The organism is Arenibacterium sp. CAU 1754 (assembly GCF_054482635.1).
The window spans coordinates 14,954-35,287 of record NZ_JBTLRG010000001.1 but is presented as its reverse complement, the minus strand read 5'-3'; the positions used below and the strand labels follow the sequence as shown (position 1 = coordinate 35,287).

At 59.5% G+C, this 20,334-nt stretch carries 22 protein-coding genes and 4 tRNA genes; 9 read left to right on the top strand and 17 right to left on the bottom strand.

All coding sequences use genetic code 11. The features are described 5' to 3' along the window. Both ACXYMO_RS00210 and ACXYMO_RS00205 read right to left on the bottom strand, forming a co-directional pair. Positions 1–342 (bottom strand): copper resistance CopC family protein, encoded by a 342-nt coding sequence (locus ACXYMO_RS00210; RefSeq protein WP_458876627.1) that lies wholly within the window; start codon positions 340–342, stop codon positions 1–3. A gap of 142 nt (positions 343–484) precedes the next feature. Then, positions 485–1,357, bottom strand: coding sequence for a glycosyltransferase family 2 protein (locus ACXYMO_RS00205; protein ID WP_458876626.1), 873 nt, complete (start codon positions 1,355–1,357; stop codon positions 485–487). A gap of 224 nt (positions 1,358–1,581) precedes the next feature. On the opposite strand from ACXYMO_RS00205, the gene ACXYMO_RS00200 reads away from it, so the two are divergent. After that, on the top strand, positions 1,582–2,226 hold the full coding sequence (locus ACXYMO_RS00200; protein WP_458876625.1) for a hypothetical protein: 645 nt from the start codon (positions 1,582–1,584) through the stop codon (positions 2,224–2,226). A 50-nt stretch (positions 2,227–2,276) separates the two neighbouring features. Here ACXYMO_RS00200 and ACXYMO_RS00195 read toward each other — a convergent pair. The 8 genes from ACXYMO_RS00195 to ACXYMO_RS00160 form a co-directional block, all read right to left on the bottom strand. Beyond that, a tRNA-Asp gene (locus ACXYMO_RS00195) sits at positions 2,277–2,353 on the bottom strand. A gap of 152 nt (positions 2,354–2,505) precedes the next feature. Continuing rightward, positions 2,506–2,582: transfer RNA gene (locus ACXYMO_RS00190), tRNA-Asp, on the bottom strand. Positions 2,583–2,701: 119 nt separating this feature from the next. Next, a tRNA-Val gene (locus ACXYMO_RS00185) sits at positions 2,702–2,777 on the bottom strand. A gap of 42 nt (positions 2,778–2,819) precedes the next feature. Continuing rightward, positions 2,820–3,395, bottom strand: coding sequence for a histidine phosphatase family protein (locus tag ACXYMO_RS00180; RefSeq protein WP_458876624.1), 576 nt, complete (start codon positions 3,393–3,395; stop codon positions 2,820–2,822). 37 nt (positions 3,396–3,432) lie between these two features. After that, a tRNA-Val gene (locus tag ACXYMO_RS00175) sits at positions 3,433–3,507 on the bottom strand. 18 nt (positions 3,508–3,525) lie between these two features. Then, entirely contained in the window at positions 3,526–3,954 is a 429-nt protein-coding gene (locus ACXYMO_RS00170) for an HU family DNA-binding protein (protein WP_458876623.1), read from the bottom strand. Between the two features lie 192 nt (positions 3,955–4,146). After that, positions 4,147–6,558: an endopeptidase La gene (lon, locus tag ACXYMO_RS00165; protein ID WP_458876622.1), complete on the bottom strand. Its 2,412-nt coding sequence runs from the start codon at positions 6,556–6,558 to the stop codon at positions 4,147–4,149. A 383-nt stretch (positions 6,559–6,941) separates the two neighbouring features. Continuing rightward, positions 6,942–7,094, bottom strand: coding sequence for a hypothetical protein (locus tag ACXYMO_RS00160; protein ID WP_458876621.1), 153 nt, complete (start codon positions 7,092–7,094; stop codon positions 6,942–6,944). A 121-nt stretch (positions 7,095–7,215) separates the two neighbouring features. Between ACXYMO_RS00160 and ACXYMO_RS00155 the strand changes: the two genes are divergently transcribed. The 3 genes from ACXYMO_RS00155 to ACXYMO_RS00145 all read left to right on the top strand — a co-directional run bounded on the left by ACXYMO_RS00155 (position 7,216) and on the right by ACXYMO_RS00145 (position 8,603). Then, positions 7,216–7,668: a hypothetical protein gene (locus tag ACXYMO_RS00155; protein ID WP_458876620.1), complete on the top strand. Its 453-nt coding sequence runs from the start codon at positions 7,216–7,218 to the stop codon at positions 7,666–7,668. A gap of 2 nt (positions 7,669–7,670) precedes the next feature. After that, positions 7,671–8,087 carry a hypothetical protein gene (locus ACXYMO_RS00150; protein ID WP_458876619.1) on the top strand — a complete coding sequence of 139 codons (417 nt, stop codon included), beginning with the start codon at positions 7,671–7,673 and terminating at the stop codon, positions 8,085–8,087. Positions 8,088–8,252: 165 nt separating this feature from the next. Further along, positions 8,253–8,603 (top strand): hypothetical protein, encoded by a 351-nt coding sequence (locus ACXYMO_RS00145; RefSeq protein ID WP_458876618.1) that lies wholly within the window; start codon positions 8,253–8,255, stop codon positions 8,601–8,603. Here the strand turns inward: ACXYMO_RS00145 and tgt are convergent. Beyond that, positions 8,600–9,730: a tRNA guanosine(34) transglycosylase Tgt gene (tgt, locus tag ACXYMO_RS00140; RefSeq protein WP_458876617.1), complete on the bottom strand. Its 1,131-nt coding sequence runs from the start codon at positions 9,728–9,730 to the stop codon at positions 8,600–8,602. The genes ACXYMO_RS00145 and tgt overlap by 4 nt on opposite strands. 244 nt (positions 9,731–9,974) lie before the next feature. Between tgt and ACXYMO_RS00135 the strand changes: the two genes are divergently transcribed. The 4 genes from ACXYMO_RS00135 (at position 9,975) to ACXYMO_RS00120 (ending at position 12,036) form a co-directional block, all read left to right on the top strand. After that, positions 9,975–10,865 (top strand): SPFH domain-containing protein, encoded by an 891-nt coding sequence (locus tag ACXYMO_RS00135; protein WP_458876616.1) that lies wholly within the window; start codon positions 9,975–9,977, stop codon positions 10,863–10,865. Next, positions 10,862–11,137 (top strand): NfeD family protein, encoded by a 276-nt coding sequence (locus ACXYMO_RS00130; protein WP_458876614.1) that lies wholly within the window; start codon positions 10,862–10,864, stop codon positions 11,135–11,137. Before ACXYMO_RS00135 ends, ACXYMO_RS00130 begins: the two co-directional genes overlap by 4 nt. A gap of 127 nt (positions 11,138–11,264) precedes the next feature. Further along, the gene (locus ACXYMO_RS00125; protein WP_458876613.1) at positions 11,265–11,627 is read left to right on the top strand and encodes an SUF system Fe-S cluster assembly protein; all 363 of its coding nucleotides are present in this window, start codon (positions 11,265–11,267) and stop codon (positions 11,625–11,627) included. A gap of 43 nt (positions 11,628–11,670) precedes the next feature. Then, a complete protein-coding gene (locus ACXYMO_RS00120; RefSeq protein ID WP_458876612.1) occupies positions 11,671–12,036 on the top strand; it encodes a HesB/IscA family protein in 366 nt (121 codons plus the stop codon). Here the strand turns inward: ACXYMO_RS00120 and ACXYMO_RS00115 are convergent. Next, the gene (locus tag ACXYMO_RS00115) at positions 12,033–12,986 is read right to left on the bottom strand and encodes an isopenicillin N synthase family dioxygenase (RefSeq protein WP_458876611.1); all 954 of its coding nucleotides are present in this window, start codon (positions 12,984–12,986) and stop codon (positions 12,033–12,035) included. The two genes, ACXYMO_RS00120 and ACXYMO_RS00115, sit on opposite strands and share 4 nt — an antisense overlap. 92 nt (positions 12,987–13,078) lie before the next feature. On the opposite strand from ACXYMO_RS00115, the gene tpiA reads away from it, so the two are divergent. Beyond that, positions 13,079–13,831 carry a triose-phosphate isomerase gene (gene tpiA, locus ACXYMO_RS00110; RefSeq protein ID WP_458876610.1) on the top strand — a complete coding sequence of 251 codons (753 nt, stop codon included), beginning with the start codon at positions 13,079–13,081 and terminating at the stop codon, positions 13,829–13,831. 59 nt (positions 13,832–13,890) lie between these two features. Here the strand turns inward: tpiA and ACXYMO_RS00105 are convergent, their stop codons facing one another. The 5 genes from ACXYMO_RS00105 to ACXYMO_RS00085 all read right to left on the bottom strand — a co-directional run bounded on the left by ACXYMO_RS00105 (position 13,891) and on the right by ACXYMO_RS00085 (position 20,291). Then, positions 13,891–15,309, bottom strand: coding sequence for a TRAP transporter large permease (locus ACXYMO_RS00105; RefSeq protein ID WP_458876609.1), 1,419 nt, complete (start codon positions 15,307–15,309; stop codon positions 13,891–13,893). Continuing rightward, positions 15,309–15,986: a TRAP transporter small permease gene (locus ACXYMO_RS00100; protein ID WP_458876608.1), complete on the bottom strand. Its 678-nt coding sequence runs from the start codon at positions 15,984–15,986 to the stop codon at positions 15,309–15,311. The genes ACXYMO_RS00105 and ACXYMO_RS00100 overlap by 1 nt, the downstream gene beginning before the upstream one ends. An 87-nt stretch (positions 15,987–16,073) precedes the next feature. After that, the gene (locus tag ACXYMO_RS00095) at positions 16,074–17,075 is read right to left on the bottom strand and encodes a DctP family TRAP transporter solute-binding subunit (protein WP_458876607.1); all 1,002 of its coding nucleotides are present in this window, start codon (positions 17,073–17,075) and stop codon (positions 16,074–16,076) included. 247 nt (positions 17,076–17,322) lie between these two features. After that, positions 17,323–18,540 carry a sigma-54-dependent transcriptional regulator gene (locus ACXYMO_RS00090; RefSeq protein ID WP_458876606.1) on the bottom strand — a complete coding sequence of 406 codons (1,218 nt, stop codon included), beginning with the start codon at positions 18,538–18,540 and terminating at the stop codon, positions 17,323–17,325. After that, entirely contained in the window at positions 18,537–20,291 is a 1,755-nt protein-coding gene (locus tag ACXYMO_RS00085) for a sensor histidine kinase (RefSeq protein ID WP_458876605.1), read from the bottom strand. The genes ACXYMO_RS00090 and ACXYMO_RS00085 overlap by 4 nt, the downstream gene beginning before the upstream one ends. Positions 20,292–20,334: the final 43 nt, after the last annotated feature.

Below are 20,334 nucleotides of genomic sequence, written 5' to 3'. Positions count from 1 at the left end.
TTATTCAACGGTAAAGGAAAAGGCACCTTTGACGACGTGCCCATCAATGCCCAGCCCGCGCCATTCAACCGTATAGCCCCCCGGCCCCGCGGGCTCCACCGGCAGGACAACCTCGGTGGTGAATCCATCCTGACCGCTCAGATCGAGGTCAGACACCGCCGTATCGCTCTGGAGGATTTCAACCCGGGTCAGTTTGACCTTTTTGCCAAAAGACATGCTGATCTGCGCGGGAAATTCGCCCAGCACCGCGCCGTCCGGGGGATGCGTCTTGCTGACTTTTGAATGGGCCGACGCCCAAGTGGCTGTCAGAACGAACAGGACCGCCAAAAGAAAGTGTCGCATGATCTGCACCTTGCCCCCTGAATGAAACGATTGTCCCTGTGCCGAGGATAAACGGCCCTGACGCGCAGTTGAAAGACATTTCTGGTCGCCTGTCCGGGTTGGCCGCAAAAGCCGGTGGGCCATCGACCGTGTTCCAGGGGCGTCAGATGACGCCGCTGAACCGCTCCGGCAGGATGTACTGGGTGTCATATTCGGGGCGGTCAAACTCCCAATATCCGGTCTGCCCCCGCGCCTTCCACGTGGCGTGCATCGCACGGCGCAACGGGTCCATGTCGAACCCGTCCTGTAAGTCCAGGTCGGCAAAGGACTGAAAAACCGCGCGGTCCTCGCCCCGCGCCTCGGCGAACCAGTGACGCCCGATCGCCGCCTCTTTGACACTGGCGCCGGTCGCTTTGGTCACCGCGTTGCGGCGGTTCATCACCTCGGCATAGGTCGGAAAGTCGCAGAATTTCAGGTGAAAGAGGTAGAGATGCTCGGGCGTGTGCAATTTTTCATATTGCGTGAAATGCCCGCCCCGGGCGATTTTGGTTCCAACGGAAACCACACAGGGTTTTGAATAATGCGGTGCGGGCCGAACGTGCCGGCGCGGCCCGAGAATGGCGTCGGTTATCGTCTCGGGTTCCTCGTCGATGCGATGGATAACCTCAAGCCCCAGGGGCGTCAGGACCCGGTTGGCGGGCACCTTTTCCAGAAACGACCGCAGGTCCGTCCCGGCCTGTGGGTCCAGAACCACCAGTTCATCAACATCCCCAACGATGACATGGCTGTAATAGCACCGCAGCCCCATGACGAAATTGTTCAACATGCGCCATCGTTTCATGTCGAAATTCTTGTGATGATCGCCGGGAATGCCGATGATATTGCAGCCCTCGGCCAGTTCGGCCACGTCCTCACCCCGCCCGTGGTTGACCACGTAACAGTTTTCCCGGCCGAACAGGGTGCCGTAATGGCGCAACCACGCCTTGAGAAAGAACGCGTCATCGCGCACCATGGTCAGGGCGGCCGCTGTCTGCATCTGGAGAACCTGCTTTTTGTTTTGTCATACCTTTAGACAAGATATGCCGGTAAGAGAATCCAAAATTTCCTGCCGCGTGCCTTGCGTGGCGCCACCGCCATAGACCCGAGGACCCTGCCCTGCTTTCTTCCGACTTTGCCGAAACCGGCCTGTTCGTTCAGCGCAACCAGACGCCGCCGACCCGATTTCACGTGCTGGGCGAACGCTCATCCGGAACCAATTTCGTGAAACGCCTGCTGGGTCGCAATTCCGCGATGACCCCGACCGAGGCGCTTGGCTGGAAACACGGACACCCGTCGGCCATTGCGATCCCGGCCGATCTGGCGGTGATCTGCGTGGTGCGCCGGGCTGACAACTGGGCGCTGTCGATGCATGCCAAACCCTGGCACAGCACGGCCGCTCTTCAGGCACTGGACTTCTCCGACTTCATCCGCGCGCCCTGGGACACGATCATCGACCGGGCGCGGTACTTCAAGGGCTCTGCCGAACAGGGCCTGGTTGGTCAGCCTCTCCAGGCGGATCGGGATCCGGTGACGGGGCGGCGCCCCGAAACCCTGTTTGCGCTGCGACGGTCCAAAATGAATGGATTGCTGAGCTATCTGGAACGCGGATGCACCTGTGCGGTGCTGCGGATGGAGGATATGCAGGCCGCCCCCGAAGACGGGCTTGACCGGGTACTCGATGCGCTTGGCCTGCCGGTCGGCGCGCAACCGTTCCGTCCGGTTTTCAAACGGCTGGGGTCGAAATTCAAACCGGCCATAGCGCACCGCCCTGAAACCCCCAAGGAGCTGAGCAAGGCCGACCGTGATTTTCTGAACGCGCAGATCGACCAAGAGGTCGAGACGGCACTGGGATATACCTACGAATAAGCGCACAAAACGCCGCTATTTCCGATCGGGTTCGATGTGTGGGGGAAAAGTGGCGCGGTTGACGGGGCTCGAACCCGCGACCCCCGGCGTGACAGGCCGGTACTCTAACCAACTGAGCTACAACCGCGCGTGGAAGTGGGGGATAGGCCAAGCCTTGCGCCCCGTCAAGCGCCTTTCGCGCAGGAAATGCACCGAGTTTCAGAAAAAGTGAAAAAACCCGAAACGGCGGCACCGCGCGATGCGGACCGATCCGGATGACCGAAGACTTGGAGGGGAAAATGGCGCGGTTGACGGGGCTCGAACCCGCGACCCCCGGCGTGACAGGCCGGTACTCTAACCAACTGAGCTACAACCGCGCTTTTCAGCACCGGTCACGACCGATGCAGGGACCACATATGCCCCAGCCCCTGCCCCGTCAAGACGCGTTTTTGCAGGTCTGCGGCCAAACCGGCCCGGGATCGATACTGGTGAGAAATGGTGGGTGATGAGAGACTCGAACTCCCGACATCTTCGGTGTAAACGAAGCGCTCTACCAACTGAGCTAATCACCCGTGACGGTGCATTTACGAAAAGTCACTCGCACGTGCAAGCCTTTATCCGTGCATTTTACTTTCGCCGTTGGTGATCTGATAAATATTGCCCTGACCGCCTCCCAGTTCGTCGAATGCCTCCACGGGCAGCCCCTGCGCGATGCAGCGCAGGACGCGCGATGTTATCCCGTGGGTCACGATCACTGCAGGTCCGCTGAGGTCCTGCAAAAACGTCACCAGACGGCGCTCAAGCGCGATCAGACCCTCGCCGTTGGGGGCATGGTCATACCAGCCCAGACCATCACTCTCGAAAAGATGGGGAACCTGCGTCGCGATCTCGTGACGGGTCAGCCCGGCCCAATCGCCCATTTCGATCTCCCGCAGTCGGTCGTCCGTCACGATGTCCAACCCGGCGCACGCGATTTGCGCGGTTTTCAGCGCCCTGCCCTGCGGACTTGAGAGTATCGTACGCCCGGAGACCCCCAACTGGACCAAGATCTCTCCCTGGCGCCGCGCCTGTTCGCGTCCGCGCTCTGTCAGGGGCGAATCCAATCCACCCTGCAGACGGCCCTCAAGGTTCCACTCGGTTTCACCGTGGCGCAGTATCAACAGGTCCGGGTATGCCAAAACGTGCTCCATCGAAAAAGGGCGCAGGCCGAAGCCGCGCCCTTGAAACTGGTGGGTGATAAGAGATTTGAACTCCTGACATCTTCGATGTGAACGAAGCGCTCTACCACTGAGCTAATCACCCTCGCCCGGGGTCTTAGCGTTACTCCGCAGCCTCTGCAAGAGGGTCTTGCGGCGCCTTGGGTGTGTTCAGGCTTTGGCGCAGTTTGCACACGGTTACACGACCGTTGGCTTTTTCCTCGCTGCGATTGATGCGCAGTTTGCCAAAGGGCTGGAGATTCAGTTCCCGTCCATTGGCGATCGCCTCGCCCAGCACGGCCAGTGTCGCCTCGACAGCCGGCTTGATGTCTTTCTTTTTCATCCCGGACCGTTCGACCACCAGATCGACCAACTCTTTCTTTTTCATGTCGGCCTCGGCCAACACCGGCGCGGATGTGGTGACCACCTTGGGGTCAGGCATCGACACAGCCGGATCGGCGGACGCTGCTGTGGTGGTGGGTTTTGGGGTGGTTTTGGCCTTGCTCGCGGTTTTGGATGTTGTTGTTTTGCCTGTCGAAGAAGTGGTCGCCATTGGGTACCTCGGAAATTTCCTGTGCGGACAACATAGCGAAAACTGCGTGTCTTGGCCAGTTGATGGGCAGATTTACTGCAAAAACCTGAAACAGAAACAAAATATGGTGTGTCTTTGGGCGGGATGACAGGCGCCGCAAACAAAAAAACGGGCCGTAAACCGGCCCGCTTTTGATGGTCTTTCAAGTGTGGATCAGTGCGCCGTTGCCGACGCCGACCCTTCGGCCTTGGCAAGCGCGGCCTTGGCTGCGGCGGCCTCCTCGGCCGCTTCGTCCCATTCCACCGGTTCGGGCTGGCGCACCAGCGCCAGTTTTAGAACCTCGGACACGTGACTAACCGGAATGATGTTCAGCCCTTCCTTCACGTTATCGGGAATTTCGGGCAGATCCTTTTCATTCTCGGCCGGGATCAGAACCGTTTTGATCCCGCCCCGCAGGGCCGCGAGCAGTTTCTCCTTCAACCCGCCAATGGCCAGCGCGTTGCCGCGCAACGTGACCTCACCCGTCATCGCGATGTCCTTGCGGACCGGAATCTGGGTCAGGACCGACACGATGGACGTGACCATGGCAAGGCCGGCACTGGGGCCATCTTTCGGCGTCGCGCCTTCGGGCACGTGAACGTGAATGTCCCAATTGTCGAACCGGGGCGGTTTGATCCCGATCGACGGGCTGATCGAGCGGACATAGCTTGACGCCGCCTCGATGCTTTCCTTCATCACGTCGCCCAGCTTGCCGGTGGTCTTCATCCGGCCCTTGCCCGGCAGGCGCAGTGCCTCGATGCTCAGCAACTCGCCACCGACCGATGTATAGGCCAGCCCGGTCACGACCCCGATCTGATCTTCTTTCTCGGCCAGACCATAGCGGAATTTGGCCACGCCCAGGAATTCATCCAGGTTTTCGGGCGTCACCGTAACGGCCTCGGCCTCTTTCTTGATGATCTTGGTCAGCGCCTTGCGGGCCACCTTGGCGATTTCGCGTTCGAGGTTCCGCACGCCCGCCTCGCGGGTGTAGGTGCGGATGATCTCGTTCAGCGCCTCATCGGTCAGTTCAAATTCCTTGGCCTTGAGACCGTGGTTCTTGATCTGTTTCGGGATCAGGTGCTGTTTCGCGATCTCGCACTTTTCATCCTCGGTATAGCCGGCCAGCGGAATGATCTCCATCCGGTCGAGCAACGGCCCGGGCATATTGTAGCTGTTCGAGGTAGTCAGGAACATCACGTCGGACAGATCGTATTCCACCTCAAGATAGTGGTCCACGAAGGTGTTGTTCTGTTCCGGATCCAGCACTTCCAGCATCGCACTTGCCGGATCGCCACGGAAATCCTGGCCCATCTTGTCGATCTCATCGAGCAGGATCAGCGGATTGGTGGTCTTGGCCTTTTTCAGCGCCTGGATGATCTTACCCGGCATAGACCCGATATAGGTCCGGCGGTGACCGCGAATTTCGCTTTCGTCGCGCACGCCGCCCAGCGAGATGCGAATGAATTCGCGCCCCGTTGCCTTGGCGACCGATTTCCCAAGCGAGGTTTTACCCACGCCCGGCGGTCCGACCAGACACATGATCGGGCCCTTCATCTTTTTGCTGCGCTGTTGCACGGCCAGATATTCGACGATCCGTTCCTTGACCTTTTCGAGGCCATAGTGGTCGTTGTCCAACACGCCCTGCGCGCGGCCCAGATCCTTTTTGACGCGCGATTTCACGCCCCACGGGATGGCCAGCATCCAGTCCAGATAGTTGCGCACAACCGTGGCTTCGGCGCTCATCGGCGACATGTTCTTAAGCTTTTTCAGCTCGGCGTCGGCCTTTTCGCGCGCTTCCTTGCTCAGCTTGGTTTCGGCAATCTTGGCTTCCAGTTCGGCAACTTCGTTGCTGCCTTCCTCGCCATCGCCCAGCTCCTTCTGAATGGCCTTCATCTGCTCATTAAGGTAATATTCGCGCTGGGTCTTCTCCATCTGGCTTTTGACGCGTGTCTTGATCTTTTTCTCGACCTGCAACACGCTCAACTCGCCCTGCATCAGGCCATAGACCTTTTCCAGACGCTCGCTCACGCTCAGCGTTTCAAGAAGGTCCTGCTTCTGTTCGACTTCGATGCCCAGATGCCCGGCCACCAGATCGGCCAGTTTGGCCGGTTCGGTCGATTCCCCAACGGCGGCAAGCGCCTCTTCGGGAATGTTCTTGCGCACCTTGGCATAGCGCGCAAATTCATCGCCAACCGTGCGCAGAAGCGCTTCGGTCGTGGTGACGTCGCCCGGCATCTCGGTCAGATACTCGGCGCGCGCTTCGAAAAAGTTATCGTTTTCAAGGTATTCGGTAATGCGCACCCGCGCCTGCCCTTCGACCAGCACCTTGACCGTGCCATCGGGCAGTTTCAACAGTTGCAGCACATTCGCCAGAACACCTGCTTTGTAGATACCGTCAGTCGTCGGATCATCAATGGACGGGTCAATCTGGCTGGACAGCAAAATCTGCTTGTCATCGGCCATCACCTCTTCCAGTGCCCGGACAGATTTTTCCCGTCCTACGAACAACGGCACGATCATGTGCGGGAACACAACAATATCGCGCAGTGGCAGGACCGGATAAGAAGAGTTCAGAGGTTCTTGCATGCTCATTCCTTAATTATAGGCAAGATAGCGCTGGCCCCGATTTTCGGCGACACTCGGCAATCTCCGCTTCTGGGAAGTTTAGGTGGGGCCTTGGACCCTACGTTTCAACCTCAAAGCTGCTCGTTTCTGCGTCAGAATGGCGTGGCCCAGACCGGACCGCAAGAGCACATTTCGCCTCGGCGGGGCGATGAACGCAGTGATAAACCGATCTGTTCGCAAAGATACCCGTCAAACGGTCACGGGATGACCCGATGTGCAACAGGCGGGCGATCATCGCGTCCTGGAACGGATCCATGTCATCGGGTTTGCCCACCGCCATCGGGCAGACCGGGCAGCGTTCCGCGACGGACAATTCTCGGGACAGGATCTTTGGCTTGCTTTGCCTAAATCCTGTTTTTTTGGTCCTGACTGGTGCCAACACAAACGAACGAGGGTTCATCGAAGCGCCGGCCCCGCCGTGTCGGCGAAAATTGCAGCAGCGATTGCCTTGCCAGTTGATGCAATTGCATTTCCGCCACACAGAAATCAATTGCCATGATCTGCCCCCTTGCCGGTTGACTCATTGAAGCGGCTTTTCAATTCTACCGCGCAAAGAAGGGATTTTTTTTGATTGCCAGAACACTTCCGCTCATCCTCGCACTGACCGTCTCGGGTTGCATGACATACGCGCCGATCGAAACTCCGCCGCAAAGGGTCGCGTTCTCCAGCAAGACTGCCCAATCAAACGTCGACAAATTTTCGACATCGGCTTTTAGGGTAACTCGCAAGGAAGGCTCCAAGGACGTCGAAATCAAAGGCGTTGCCTGTTCCATCCGGGGGACCGGGTATTCGGCGCGCGTCATTACCCCTGCTCTCGTAGAACTCCCGACCTATCGCGGCAAGACCGACCCGATCCAGGTGTCATGTTCCGCCTCGGGGATAAGCGTTGCGGAAACGGTTCAGCCCTACAATGAAACACTCGCACGCATCAGGAGCTCTCAGTCGACCAGCGGCGGCCTTATCGGTGTGCTTGCGGTAGCCGCCGTCCAAGGCGTAATGCAGGCCGCCCGCGATCCGTCCAAAGACCAGTTCGCGTACCGGAACCCAATTGTCGTTAAGCTCGGGAAATGACAATGAACTGGTTTCGCAGTCTCGTTTTTGTTCCAGCCGTTCTTGCGGCTTGTGGCCCCACTTACGTGCCGCCGGAGGAGATCAAGACGATCTCCACCCGCAACTCGGCGAAAATTATTGGCTTTGAGGAAACAGTCGTCAGAACCGCTTTCAGAGCTGACTCAGCCATGTCCGAGATAGCCGGAGCCGACTGTACCCTGACCTATAACGGGGCAAAATCCCGTTTCCCGACACCGCACAAAATCCGGATTCCGATCCAAGTCGGCGCTCAGCAAAACATCGGTTTGGAATGCACGGCCACGATTGGACCTGCAGTACGAAAATCCGTACGTGTCCTGCCCCCCGCTGTTCCCACGGTCTCGGACCAGAAAACTTCGGACCGTGTGTATCCGGAGACCATAGGGCTCATCTTCAAATAGACCGACTATAAAGGTTCGATATCGCCCTGCGCGCGGATGTCGTGAAACTCCGCCTCCCACGCCTCAAAAGTGCCCGCCGCAATCGCTGCACGCATATCCCTGATCCGTCAAAAAAGCGCCCGATTTGCCTGTAATCATACACCAAACGCACAAAGGAAATCCGATATGACAAGCGAACACATAATGGGATTGGCTTTTGTACTGCTTATCGCGGCCGTCCTGATTGTTTTTGCCGCATCGATGACAAGAAATTTAGTTCTGCCCGCCATGGACAAGCCAGCTTTCGCCCTCAGAGAGAACCTTCTGGATGCTCTGGGTGCAATCATTTTACCGCTTGGCCTCTACGAGCTGCTGGGCGCCTATTTCGAAAACGGCGGCTTACTGCCGTTACTGGAACGCTTTGCGCTCTATACCGTCAGTTCGTTGGGCATTTTTGGTATGATTATCATCTTGATGTTTGGACTGGCCTTGCGGTTCTGCCTGCGGATCGCGGCAATCTACCTGCGCCGCGCCTAAAGCGGATCAATATCCCCGCCCGCCCGCAAAGCGTGAAACTCCGCCTCCCACGCGTTGAACGTGCCCGACGCAATCGCATTGCGCATGCCCTGCATGAGGTCCTGATAATAATGCAGGTTGTGCCAGGTCAGCAGCATCGAGGAGATGATTTCCTGACTGCGGAAAACGTGATGCAGATAGGCGCGCGAATAATTGCGGCAGGCCGGACAGCCGCAGTGTTCGTCCAGCGGGCGCGGATCATCCTGATGGCGCGCGTTCTTGATGTTGAGCTGCCCAAGACGGGTGAACACCTGCCCCGTCCGCCCGGACCGGGACGGCAGCACGCAATCCATCATGTCAACGCCCCGCGCAACCGCGCCCACGATGTCATCGGGTTTGCCCACCCCCATCAGGTACCGGGGGCGGTCCTCGGGCAGCATGTCGGGCGCATACTCCAGAACGCCGAACATCGCCTCTTGCCCCTCACCCACGGCCAGACCGCCGATTGCATAGCCATCAAATCCGATCGCACGCAGCGCTTCGGCGCTTTCTGCGCGCAGGTCCCGGGTGACACCGCCCTGCTGAATGCCGAACAGGGCATGCCCCGGCCGGTCACCGAAGGCATCTTTGGAACGCGCCGCCCACCGCATCGACATGCGCATGCTTTCGGCAACTTGCGTGTCGGTTGCCGGCAAGGCCGGGCATTCGTCGAAACACATCACGATGTCACTGCCCAACAGGCGCTGAATTTCCATCGACCGTTCCGGCGTCAATTCATGCTTTGACCCATCGATATGCGATTTGAAGGTAACACCCTTTTCCGTCAGCTTGCGCAGATCCGCGAGGCTCATCACCTGGAACCCGCCGGAATCCGTCAGGATCGGCTTGTCCCAGTTCATGAACTTGTGCAGCCCGCCCAGCCGATCGATCCGTTCCGCCGTGGGCCGCAACATGAGATGATAGGTATTTCCCAGCAGAATGTCGGCCCCCGTGGCGGCCACGCTTTCCGGCATCATCGCCTTGACGGTCGCCGCCGTGCCCACCGGCATGAAGGCCGGCGTGCGAATGTCCCCCCGCGTCGTCTTGATGACTCCGGTCCTGGCCTTGCCATCGGTTGCTTTCAATTCGAACTGGAATTTGGGGGACATCACAGGTCTCTTCAGAATTTTCAGCGCGTTCTGCTTTAATTATTGCCCATTGCCAAGGCCGCACCATCGCGAATGCATTTCCCACGACTTTCCATTTTGTCGTGTCGCAAAAGCATCTTATTGAAAACAATAGTGAACCTGCCTTTCGTTTCACATCGACATCGCGGAAACGATTTAACATTGTCTTGAAAACCCAACACTGAAAACACAAATGTATACCATAGTACACAAGTAGGGACATCGTATGACCGAAGAGCAAATTCTGAACCTGTTGATCGACAATCTTGCCTATCTTCTCGGCGCTGCCCTACTCATCGCCATTATCTTCAAGGGCGTCCGGATCGTGCCGCAGTCCGAAAAGCATGTTGTCGAACGGTTCGGCAGGCTGCATTCGGTTCTGGGCCCGGGCATCAACTTTATCGTCCCGTTTCTGGATGTCGTGGCGCACAAGATTTCCATTCTGGAGCGCCAGTTGCCGACCGCCAGCCAGGACGCAATCACCAAGGACAACGTTCTGGTACAGGTCGACACCTCGGTCTTTTACCGGATCACCGAACCCGAAAAGACGGTCTATCGCATTCGCGATGTGGACGCCGCGATTTCGACGACCGTGGCCGGCATCGTGCGGGCCGAGATCGGCAAGATGGATCTGGACGAGGTGCAATCCAACCGCGCCCAGCTGATCACGACCATCAAAGGGTCAGTCGAGGATGCCGTCGATGACTGGGGGATCGAAGTGACGCGGGCCGAAATTCTGGATGTGAACCTGGATCAGGCCACCCGCGATGCGATGCTGCAACAGCTGAACGCCGAACGCGCCCGCCGCGCCCAGGTCACCGAGGCCGAAGGCAAGAAACGCGCCGTGGAACTGTCTGCCGATGCCGAACTTTATGCCTCGGAACAGATTGCCAAGGCGCGCCGCATTCAGGCCGACGCCGAAGCCTATGCAACCGGTGTCGTCGCCAAGGCCATCGCCGAAAACGGGATCGAGGCCGCGCAATACCAGGTTGCATTGAAACAGGTCGAGGCGCTGAATGCCCTGGGCAATGGCGACGGCAAACAGACGATCGTTCTGCCCGCCAATGCGCTGGAGGCGTTTGGCGATGCGTTCAAGATGCTGAAGGGAGGAAAATGATGATCTTCTGGTCAATCTGGTGGATTTGGCTCAGCGCCGCTTTGTTGCTGGGCATCGTTGAAATCCTTTTGCCGGGCTTTGTGTTCCTGGGCTTTGCGATTGGCGCCTTGATCGTCTCGCTGCTGTTGTACGCCGTTGGGGCCGTTTTTACACTGCCGGTTCTGGTCCTGATCTTTGCGGCCCTTTCTCTGGTTGCCTGGCTGGTTCTGCGCAAGATGTTCGCCCTGCCCCGAGGCCAGGTCAAAACCTTCAACCACGATATCAATGAGTGACACGTGATCAGCCGGGCGCATACCGCCCGGCTTTTTGTGACACGGATTGTCGCGTTAAGGACCGCCCCCTCTGGACGCCACGACAGCAATCCCTATATATTCAGTCAGGAACAAGCCCGAGGCCCCTATGACCCATTCGCCCGAACCGCTGGAAGGCGCGCCACTGATTGCGCCCTCGTCAACCGATCACCCCCTGTATGACCAGGTGGTCGAGGCGTGCCGGAGTGTTTATGACCCGGAAATTCCCGTTAACATCTATGAACTTGGCCTGATCTACACGATCGACATCAACGATCAGAACGAGGTTCGGGTCATCATGTCGCTGACGGCACCCGGCTGCCCCGTGGCCGGTGAAATGCCCGGCTGGCTGGCAGATGCGATCGAACCGATCCCCGGCGTCAAACAGGTGGATGTGGAGCTGACCTGGGAACCGCCCTGGGGCATGGACATGATGAGCGACGAGGCCCGGTTGGAACTGGGCTTTATGTAAAGCGGCTGAAAACGCTGAAACCAAAGGACGAAGGAGACCCAGAATGTTCGGAATACCCGGCAAACAGGCCGTCACCCTGACCCCTGCGGCAGCGGCCCAGATCAACAAACTGATGGAAAAAGGCGGTCACGCGGGCCTGCGCATCGGCGTCAAGAAAGGCGGCTGTGCGGGCATGGAATATACCATGGAGTATGTGACCGAAACCGATCCGAACGACGAGATCGTCGAACAGGACGGTGCCCGCGTCATGATCGCGCCGATGGCGCAGATGTTCCTTTTCGGCACGGAAATCGACTATGAGGTCAGCCTGCTTGAGGCCGGCTTCAAGTTCAACAATCCCAATGTGTCCGAGGCCTGTGGCTGCGGTGAATCGATCAAATTCAACGACATGCAGGCGGCGTCGGATTAACCGCCGGTTGACTGGCCTTGAAGACCACGGTCCTGGGGGCTGTTCTGTTTTAGGTGCAGATAGGTTTCCTCGAACCGTCGGGTCAGATGCTCGCCTGCCAAAATTGTTTTCTCTGATCCCGGCGGCGCGACATTGGTGTCATAGGACGGGTTGAAAAACAGCGGGACGGAAATGCGTTCCTCGCTCCCGCCGATGACCCGGTGCATCGTCGCCTTGACCCGCCCTTGCGTCCAAAATTCCAGCATTTCACCGAAATTGATCACAAAGGTGCCGGGCTCGACCGTCACGGCCTGCCAACTGCCATCGCTCATCTGCACTTCCAGTCCCGGCACACCGTCGGTCGCCAGCAAGGTCAGGCAGCCATAATCGGAATGCGCGGCGATGCCGAAATCCTTGTCCCCTGCCCAATCGGGCCGTGCGGGATAGAAATTGCCCCGCAACAGGGCCATTGGCGTGTCGAATGCCCGGTCAAAACTTGTTTCATCCTCACCAATCGACGCCGCAATCGCGCTGAGCAGTTGCAACGCCACCGCACAGGCCCGCCGGTAGTAGGCCTGGATCGTATCGCGAAATTCCGGCATGTCATCGGGCCATTGGTTGGGCGCATAGACGCTCAGCTGACGCGCCTCCATCGGGTCCCCTGCGGGCAATTCATAGCCGCAATCGAACACCTCTTTGTAATCCGGGTTCGCCGCGGCATCGACCTGTTCGGACTGCGGCGCGCCCCAACCCCGGTTCGCGCCGGTCCGGGCCATATCCACCGCCGATTTGCGGTCTTTGGGCTGTTGGAAAAAGCTCCGATAGGCGTCAATCGCCCTCAGCACGTCCTTGCGGCCCAAATCCGTGTTGGACAGTGTCAGAAACCCCACCTCGCGAACGGCAACCGACAGGCGGGCCATTTCTGCGCTGTCCCGTGCGATCAGTTTTGCCATGTCAAAATTCGGAATCATCGCACCATCCCTTTGTCCTTGCGCCGCGTGCCGATTGTCTCGCCCCATGCCGAGTGCTACCACTTGCACACAAAAGGCAACAGGGACAGATCATGCGACAAAAACTGGCGGCGGGGAACTGGAAGATGAACGGTACGGGCACGCAGCTGAGCGAGCTGTCTGCCCTGATCGAAATGCAGGACAAACCGACGTCTCAAATCCTGATCTGCCCCCCCGCCACGCTGGTTTCGCGTGCCGCCGACCTGGCCAAGGGAACCCCCGTTCTGATCGGCGGGCAGGATTGCCACAGCAATTCGAACGGTGCCCACACCGGCGACATCAGTGCCGAAATGCTGGCCGATGCCGGCGCGACCTTTGTCATCCTGGGGCATTCCGAGCGCCGCGAGGACCATGGCGAGCGGGACGAAGACGTGCGTGCCAAGGCCAGGGCCGCCATCGCCACCGGACTGACGGCGATCATCTGTGTCGGTGAAACCCTGAGCGAGCGCGAAGCCGCCAACACGCTGGACATCATCGCCGGACAATTGTCGGGATCAATTCCCGATCTGGTGACCGGCGAAAACCTTGTCATCGCGTATGAGCCAATCTGGGCCATCGGCACCGGCAAGGTGCCGACGCTGGAACAGATCGGCGAGGTTCATGATTTCATCCGCGCGCGTCTGGAACGACGGTTCGGTGCGGGTGTCGCACGGTCCGTCCGGCTGCTCTATGGCGGATCGGTCAAACCGGACAATGCGGCCGATATCTTTGCCGTGCCCAATGTCGACGGGGCGCTTGTCGGCGGGGCCAGCCTGAAGGCGGCCGATTTTGGGCCCATCATCGCCGCGCTGGACGCCAGCGCCTGACGAAAAACGCCGCCCCGAGTCTATCGGAGCGGCGTCTTTGACCCAGGTTTCTCACATCCCTAGTTGGTAATGATCTCGGGGCCCATAAGGGCATTCGGGATCATCGTGCTGAGCCATGGGATATACGTCACCATGATCAGGAACACGAAGAGAACGGCCAGGAACGGCAACGCCGCACGGACCACGGCCATCATCGGCATGCCAGCCACGCCCGAGGTCACGAAAAGGTTCAGACCAACGGGCGGTGTAATCATCCCGATTTCCATGTTGACCACCATGATGATGCCCAGATGGATCGGATCGATCCCCAGTTCGATCGCGATCGGGAACACCAGCGGTGCCACGATCACGAGCAGGCCCGACGGCTCCATGAACTGCCCGCCGATCAGCAAGATCACGTTGACCACCACCAGGAACATGACCGGACCAAGCCCGGCATTCAGCATGGCATTCGCGATGCTTTGCGGCACCTGTTCATCCGTCAGAACATGTTTCAGGATCAGCGCATTGGCGATCACGAACATCAGCGTGACGGTCAGTTTCCCGGCATCGAAAAGTGCCTGCTTGGTATCGCGGTGGAACCAGACCGAGGCAAGCGCCAGGGGGGCCTGGAACACATTGCGCCGCGGGCGGTCATCCCGTGCGGCCAGCGGCCCCATATCGCGATAGACAAAGGTTGCAACAAGGAAGGCATAGACAGAGGCGACAGCGGCGGCCTCGGTCGGCGTGAAAATCGCATCTTCCTTGTAGAGACCCAATTCGGCCGAATACCAGGGATATCCGTAAATCCCGACCATGATGATGACGATCAGGAACAGGCCCCAGAACGCCTCGCGGAACGAGGCCCCTACTTCGCCCCACCCGGCCCATTCGCCCTTGGGCATATTCTTGATGCGCGCAATCACATAGATGGTGATCATCAGCATCAGACCGGCCAGAAGGCCCGGAATGATCCCGGCCAGGAACATCCGTCCAACCGACACGTCAACGGATGCGGCATAGACCACCATGACAATGGACGGCGGGATCAGGATGCCCAATGTCCCCGCGTTACAGATAACCCCCGCGGCGAATTCCTTGGTATATCCGGCCTGGCGCATGGCCGCGATCACGATGGAGCCGATGGCGACCACCGTCGCCGGGGACGAGCCGGACAGCGCGGCGAACATCATGCAGGCAAACACGCCCGCGATGGCCAGACCGCCCTGAAAATGACCCACACAGGCGATGGAAAACCGGATGATCCGCTGTGCCACACCGCCCGTCGACATGAAGGTCGACGCCAAGATGAAGAACGGAATGGCCAGAAGGGTGAAATGCCCCTCGAAGGCCTCAAACAGCGTTCCCGCGACAGAGGCCAGCGAACTGTCGGAATAGATCAGCAGGAACAGGGTAGAACTGAGGCCCAGCGAAACGGCGATTGGCACGCCGATCAGCATCAGGCCGATGACCATGCCAAAAAGAAGAACGACGTCCATCAGCTTTGCCCCTCTGCGCGTGCACGAGCTTCTTCAAGCTCGTCCTCGACCTCGTGGCTGGCGACCAGCCGGTCCACCTTGCCGGTCCAGATGCTGAGGGCGGCCTGTACAAAGCGGATAACCAGCAGCAGCATCGACACGGGCATGATGAGATAGGGAACAACCTTGGGCAGCTTTTCGTAGGATTCTCCGTAGTTGATCATGTCCTCGAGAAACCGAAACACGCCAATCATCGGCACATCCTGCACCTCGTAAAAGCTTTGGCTGCGGGCCTTCATGTCGAACCCGGTCGGGAACCACCGCCCCGACGTGGGCGGCAGATCCGCGAAAACGGCCCAATAATCATAGGCCCCTTTCAGCATCAGCAAGGCAAAGATCAGACAGGCACCGACCGACACCAGCGCCAGGATACGGCGGGCGGGCGGCGACAGCAGGTTCACGATCGCGTCCACCCCCAGATGTGCGTGTTTCTTGACGGCATAGGACGCCCCCAGCAACACCAGCCACGCAAACATGAAAACAGTCAGCTCAAGTGCCCAGAGAATATTGGAATTGAAAAAGAAGCGCGCGATTACATTCGCGAACGTTATGATGGTCATCAGCCCAAGAAGCACCGCGATCACGGTCTCTTCGATCTGATCAATTACTCCGGCCGGACCGGACCTAGCCCCCGACATAGCACTGACCCCAGCTTATTTTTGATATGAAAATGGGCGGGCCAACACGTGGCCCGCCACTGGCGTGGTTTTACGCCCGATCCGGGGTCAGGAGCCCGCGTTGATGGCCTGAGCCGCGTCGATCTTGTCCTGACCGACATCGCCGGCGAACTTGTCCCAAACCGGCTTCATCGTGTCGACCCATGCCTGACGCTGTTCAGCGGTCAGCTGACGGATGGTGCCGCCCGCGTCGAGGATCGCCTGCTTGGCCGCCTGGTTGACGGCATAGGATTCGGCGTTCCGCGCGGTGGTCACTTCGCCCAGAATGGTGAGGAACTGATCGCGCACGGCCGGCTCCAGGCTGTCGAGCCAGTCAACGCTGGTCACAACCAGATAGTCGATGATGCCGTGGTTGGTTTCGGTCACACCGTCCTGAACTTCGAAGAATTTTTTGCCGTAGATGTTCGACCAGGTGTTTTCCTGCCCGTCGACAACGCCCTGCTGCAGCGCGCCATACACTTCGGAAAACGCCATTTTCTGGGGCGAACCACCGATGGCTTCCATTTGGGCAACCAGAACATCGCTCGACTGGACGCGGAATTTCAAACCGTTGGCGTCGGTCGGCTGGATCAGCGGCTTGTTGGCCGACATCTGCTTCATCCCGTTGTGCCAGAAGGCCAGACCCTGCAGGCCGCGACGCTGCATGCTGTCCAGCATCGCCTGACCGTCGGCCGAGGCCTGGAATGCGTCAACCGCATCAACGTTCTTGAACATGAACGGCAGGTCGAACAGGCGGAATTGCTTGGTGAATTTTTCGAACTTGGACAGCGACGGCGCAGCCAACTGCACGTCACCTTGCAGCATCGCCTCAAGCACCTTGTTGTCGTTATAGAGCGTGGAGTTGGGATAAACTTCCATGCACATCGTGCCGTTCATCTCATCGTTCACGCGCTGTTCCAGCAGCGACGCGGCAATCCCCTTGGGGTGCTTGTCGGTGTTGGTCACGTGGGCGAACTTGACGACGATTTCGCCATCGTCACACGCGGCAAAACCTGCGGTTGCGGTCACGCTCAGGGCCATTGCCGTTGCGGCAGCGGTGAAAAGTTTCATCGGTATCTCCTCCCGAAATATGTCCTTGGGGACTCCCCCAGCCACCGTGATTCGGTGTGCTACCCGCAGTCAACCGAATCGCGACCGCCCGCTCAACAGTGTCGCAGATGCATTCAATTGCACACCACAAGACACTGCAATTTAAAGGTATTCTCAATTTCCGGCCTATCCGAAATGACCGCTCAAACGGCAAGTGTGCGGCTTCCCGCACATGGCCAAGCGCAAGTTGTGCGAAAATCCGCACAGTTCACCGGCGAAAATCTTCCGGGCGAATCCCATAGCGTGCCAGTTTGTCGTAAAAGGTCTTGCGCGGCAGCTTGAGCGCCTTTGCCGCCTCGGATGCACGCCCGTTCTGGCGCCCCAGCGCGGCGATCAGAAGCGCCCGTTCGACGCGGGCCAACTGTTCCACCAGCCCCAGATCAGCGGCTTGCGACACATCCTCGGGCATGCCCAGAACGAACCGCATGGCCGCGCTCATCAGCGACCGCGCGTTCCCCGGCCAGTCCTGCGCCATCAAGGTCGCCAGATGATCATGTGAAATCTCAGGCGCTTTCAACCCGGCCTGTTCACTGGCCTGCGCGACGTAGTGGCGAAACAAAACAGGGATATCATCCGGACGTTCGGCCAGGGACGGGATACGCACCTTGCTGACGTCCAGACGATAATACAAATCCGCATTCAAGACGGTTTCGCTCAACTCCGACGTACTGCCCGCCATCAACCGGGTGCGACTGCCCTGCTCCAGCGCCTCGATCAGGGCGATCTGCGTGTCCGCGGGCAAGCGGGTGATTTCGTCGAGAAAAAGCGATCCCCCCGCACTGGAATCCAGCGCCCGGGTCAGCGCCGCACGATCCAGCCCATCGGCGGCGCGCTTTTCAAAGGGGGCCTGCGCGCGCGCGGAACACAGGTGGATCACCTCCGCGACTTTTGAAATACCGCTGCCCGGAGCACCGCAGACCAGAACCTCGGTATCGGTGGCAGCCACGCGGCGCACCCGCGCACGCAGCCCTTCGGCCAGATCGGACACACCAAAGATCAGGCGCGCGGCCGGGTCGCCCAGCTCGGTCCGGGCCAATTCGGCCCGCGCCTCAAGCACGCCGGCCCGCGCCTTGAGCGCGCGCTCAACAACCGCCACAAGATCGCTGGGCGCACATGGCTTTTCAAGGAAATCAAAGGCCCCGTTCTCGATTGCTGACACGGCCATCGGAATGTCGCCTTCGCCGGTCAACAAAACTACGGGCAGTTCGTCATCCACATCGCGCGCATAGCTGAGAAGATGAAACCCGTCCCGACCCGGCATCCGGATATCCGACAGGATCACACCAGCAAAATCGCGCGTGATATGGTCTTTGGCCGCCACGAAAGACCCTGTCGGGATCGGCGCAAAATCGGCCAATTCAAGGGTTTGCGCCAACGCATCCCGCACGGCCGCGTCGTCATCGACCAGAAGAACCGGCGCCGTCATGCCGCGACCTCCGCCTCGTGCCAATGTTCGAGATCGACCACGAACAGCGCGCCGCCCCCGTCGCTCTGCACATTCATGCCCCTAATGTTGCCGCCGAAACTCTGAACCAGACCGTAGGAAATCGACAGGCCCAGCCCCATGCCTTCGGATGACCCGACGGCCTTGGTGGTGTAAAACGGTTCAAACAACTTTTCCGGCTCCTTGATGCCGGGACCGATGTCCCGCACCGAAACCGAAAGCCTGTCGGCGGATTGATCAATCGCGATCCGGATGAATCGTCTGTCCTGTCCGGTCATCGCGTCAGCCGCGTTGTTGATCAGATTCACAAAGACCTGAACCAGACGCACCTCGCCGCCTCGGACATATACGGGAAAATCAGGCGCCGCCCACTCAAGCTTGACCGCTTCGCTTTTCAGCCGGGCTTCGGACAGTTCGACAGCCGTGTTGATCACCTGCACCAGATCGACCTTGCCAACCGGTTCGGCCTCATTCCGGGCAAAGGCACGCAGGTTCTGGATGATCCGGCCCATCCGCCGGGCGAGGTCCGATATCCGGCCAAGGTTCTCGCCCGCGACCTCGGGCTTTCCACGCGCCAGGAATTCGGTGCCATTCTCGGCATAGGACCGGATCGCCATCAACGGCTGGTTCAGTTCGTGACTAATGCCGGCGCTCATCTGCCCCAGCGCGCTCAGCTTTCCGGCCTGCACCAGATCGGCCTGTGCACGTTTCAACGCGGCTTCGGCCTCCTGACGCTCGGCCACCTCGCGGCGCAACTGCGCGTTGGTCGAGGACAGGGCCTCGGTCCGCTCGGCAACGCGGGTTTCCAGAACGGCGTTGGCCTCGGCCAGCGTTCTGCGCCGGACGGTTGCCAAAAACAGCAGCGCCCCGAACGCCAGACAGATCGCCGCCACGGCGGCGGCCTGCAAGCCAGCCAGACGTCGCGCCGGGGCCACATCCACAAGAACCTCACCCTTGAGCCCGATCACCGGCAGATCCCGTTGCATATGCAACGCGCGATGCGGCAGGTACGGGCCCCAGTCCAACGACCAGATCTCGTGCAGTCCAACGCGATGATCCTGAAAAGCGACCGGTTCACCGCCGGCGGGGCGCAAACCGCTCTGCCCCGGCGGACGCGTCCAGAACAGCAATTCGGACCGGTTTGTTATGAAAACCTCACCGGCGTTATCGGTGAAAAACACGGCCGGTGTTTCACCGCGCCACGCCTGTTCGATGTCCTCGATATCGGCCACCACGACCAGAACACCGATCACCGCCCCGTCAGCGCCGAACGTCGGTGCCGCATGGAAATAGGCCCGATGCCGCAAAGGTCCGAAAATGCCGTGATGGCTGCCGAGGGCGCCATGCAGCGCACGCCGGAAATACGGGGTCCCGGTCAGGTCGGACCCCGGCCCGCCCTGCGCCGACGCCAGTATGGACCCGTCGATATCCGCATAAAAAATATCAAGCGCGCCGGTTTTGTCCGCCATGTCCAGCAGAAGGGTCCGGGCCGCATCGCGCGGTGCCTCCGTGCGCAGGGCGGGATGACCGGCCATCAGAACGGCCAGTTCCCGATCGACCTGCAACTGGGTGCTCAACCTGTCGCTTGCCAGAGCCAGGTCGGCCTCGGCCCGGCGGGCAAGCTGATCGAGCGCCTGCAGATATCCATAGCGCCAGATGCCCCCGGCCAGAGCGGCCACGGCGATCAGGAAGACCGGAACATACCAATAGCTCTGAATTCGGGCGGGTATCATGGTGCCAGACTATCAAAGGCGCGCTTGGATTGACCAGAGACCG

Bases quoted from the DNA above. Each gene is read 5' to 3' on its own strand.
- ACXYMO_RS00210 (WP_458876627.1), bottom strand. From the start codon at position 342: ATGCGACACTTTCTTTTGGCGGTCCTGTTCGTTCTGACAGCCACTTGG.
- ACXYMO_RS00205 (WP_458876626.1), bottom strand. From the start codon at position 1,357: ATGCAGACAGCGGCCGCCCTGACCATGGTGCGCGATGACGCGTTCTTT.
- ACXYMO_RS00180 (WP_458876624.1), bottom strand. From the start codon at position 3,395: ATGGAGCACGTTTTGGCATACCCGGACCTGTTGATACTGCGCCACGGT.
- ACXYMO_RS00170 (WP_458876623.1), bottom strand. From the start codon at position 3,954: ATGGCGACCACTTCTTCGACAGGCAAAACAACAACATCCAAAACCGCG.
- lon (WP_458876622.1), bottom strand. From the start codon at position 6,558: ATGCAAGAACCTCTGAACTCTTCTTATCCGGTCCTGCCACTGCGCGAT.
- ACXYMO_RS00160 (WP_458876621.1), bottom strand. From the start codon at position 7,094: ATGGCAATTGATTTCTGTGTGGCGGAAATGCAATTGCATCAACTGGCA.
- ACXYMO_RS00155 (WP_458876620.1), top strand. From the start codon at position 7,216: ATGACATACGCGCCGATCGAAACTCCGCCGCAAAGGGTCGCGTTCTCC.
- ACXYMO_RS00150 (WP_458876619.1), top strand. From the start codon at position 7,671: ATGAACTGGTTTCGCAGTCTCGTTTTTGTTCCAGCCGTTCTTGCGGCT.
- ACXYMO_RS00145 (WP_458876618.1), top strand. From the start codon at position 8,253: ATGACAAGCGAACACATAATGGGATTGGCTTTTGTACTGCTTATCGCG.
- tgt (WP_458876617.1), bottom strand. From the start codon at position 9,730: ATGTCCCCCAAATTCCAGTTCGAATTGAAAGCAACCGATGGCAAGGCC.
- ACXYMO_RS00135 (WP_458876616.1), top strand. From the start codon at position 9,975: ATGACCGAAGAGCAAATTCTGAACCTGTTGATCGACAATCTTGCCTAT.
- ACXYMO_RS00130 (WP_458876614.1), top strand. From the start codon at position 10,862: ATGATGATCTTCTGGTCAATCTGGTGGATTTGGCTCAGCGCCGCTTTG.
- ACXYMO_RS00125 (WP_458876613.1), top strand. From the start codon at position 11,265: ATGACCCATTCGCCCGAACCGCTGGAAGGCGCGCCACTGATTGCGCCC.
- ACXYMO_RS00120 (WP_458876612.1), top strand. From the start codon at position 11,671: ATGTTCGGAATACCCGGCAAACAGGCCGTCACCCTGACCCCTGCGGCA.
- ACXYMO_RS00115 (WP_458876611.1), bottom strand. From the start codon at position 12,986: ATGATTCCGAATTTTGACATGGCAAAACTGATCGCACGGGACAGCGCA.
- tpiA (WP_458876610.1), top strand. From the start codon at position 13,079: ATGCGACAAAAACTGGCGGCGGGGAACTGGAAGATGAACGGTACGGGC.
- ACXYMO_RS00105 (WP_458876609.1), bottom strand. From the start codon at position 15,309: ATGGACGTCGTTCTTCTTTTTGGCATGGTCATCGGCCTGATGCTGATC.
- ACXYMO_RS00100 (WP_458876608.1), bottom strand. From the start codon at position 15,986: ATGTCGGGGGCTAGGTCCGGTCCGGCCGGAGTAATTGATCAGATCGAA.
- ACXYMO_RS00095 (WP_458876607.1), bottom strand. From the start codon at position 17,075: ATGAAACTTTTCACCGCTGCCGCAACGGCAATGGCCCTGAGCGTGACC.
- ACXYMO_RS00090 (WP_458876606.1), bottom strand. From the start codon at position 18,540: ATGACGGCGCCGGTTCTTCTGGTCGATGACGACGCGGCCGTGCGGGAT.
- ACXYMO_RS00085 (WP_458876605.1), bottom strand. From the start codon at position 20,291: ATGATACCCGCCCGAATTCAGAGCTATTGGTATGTTCCGGTCTTCCTG.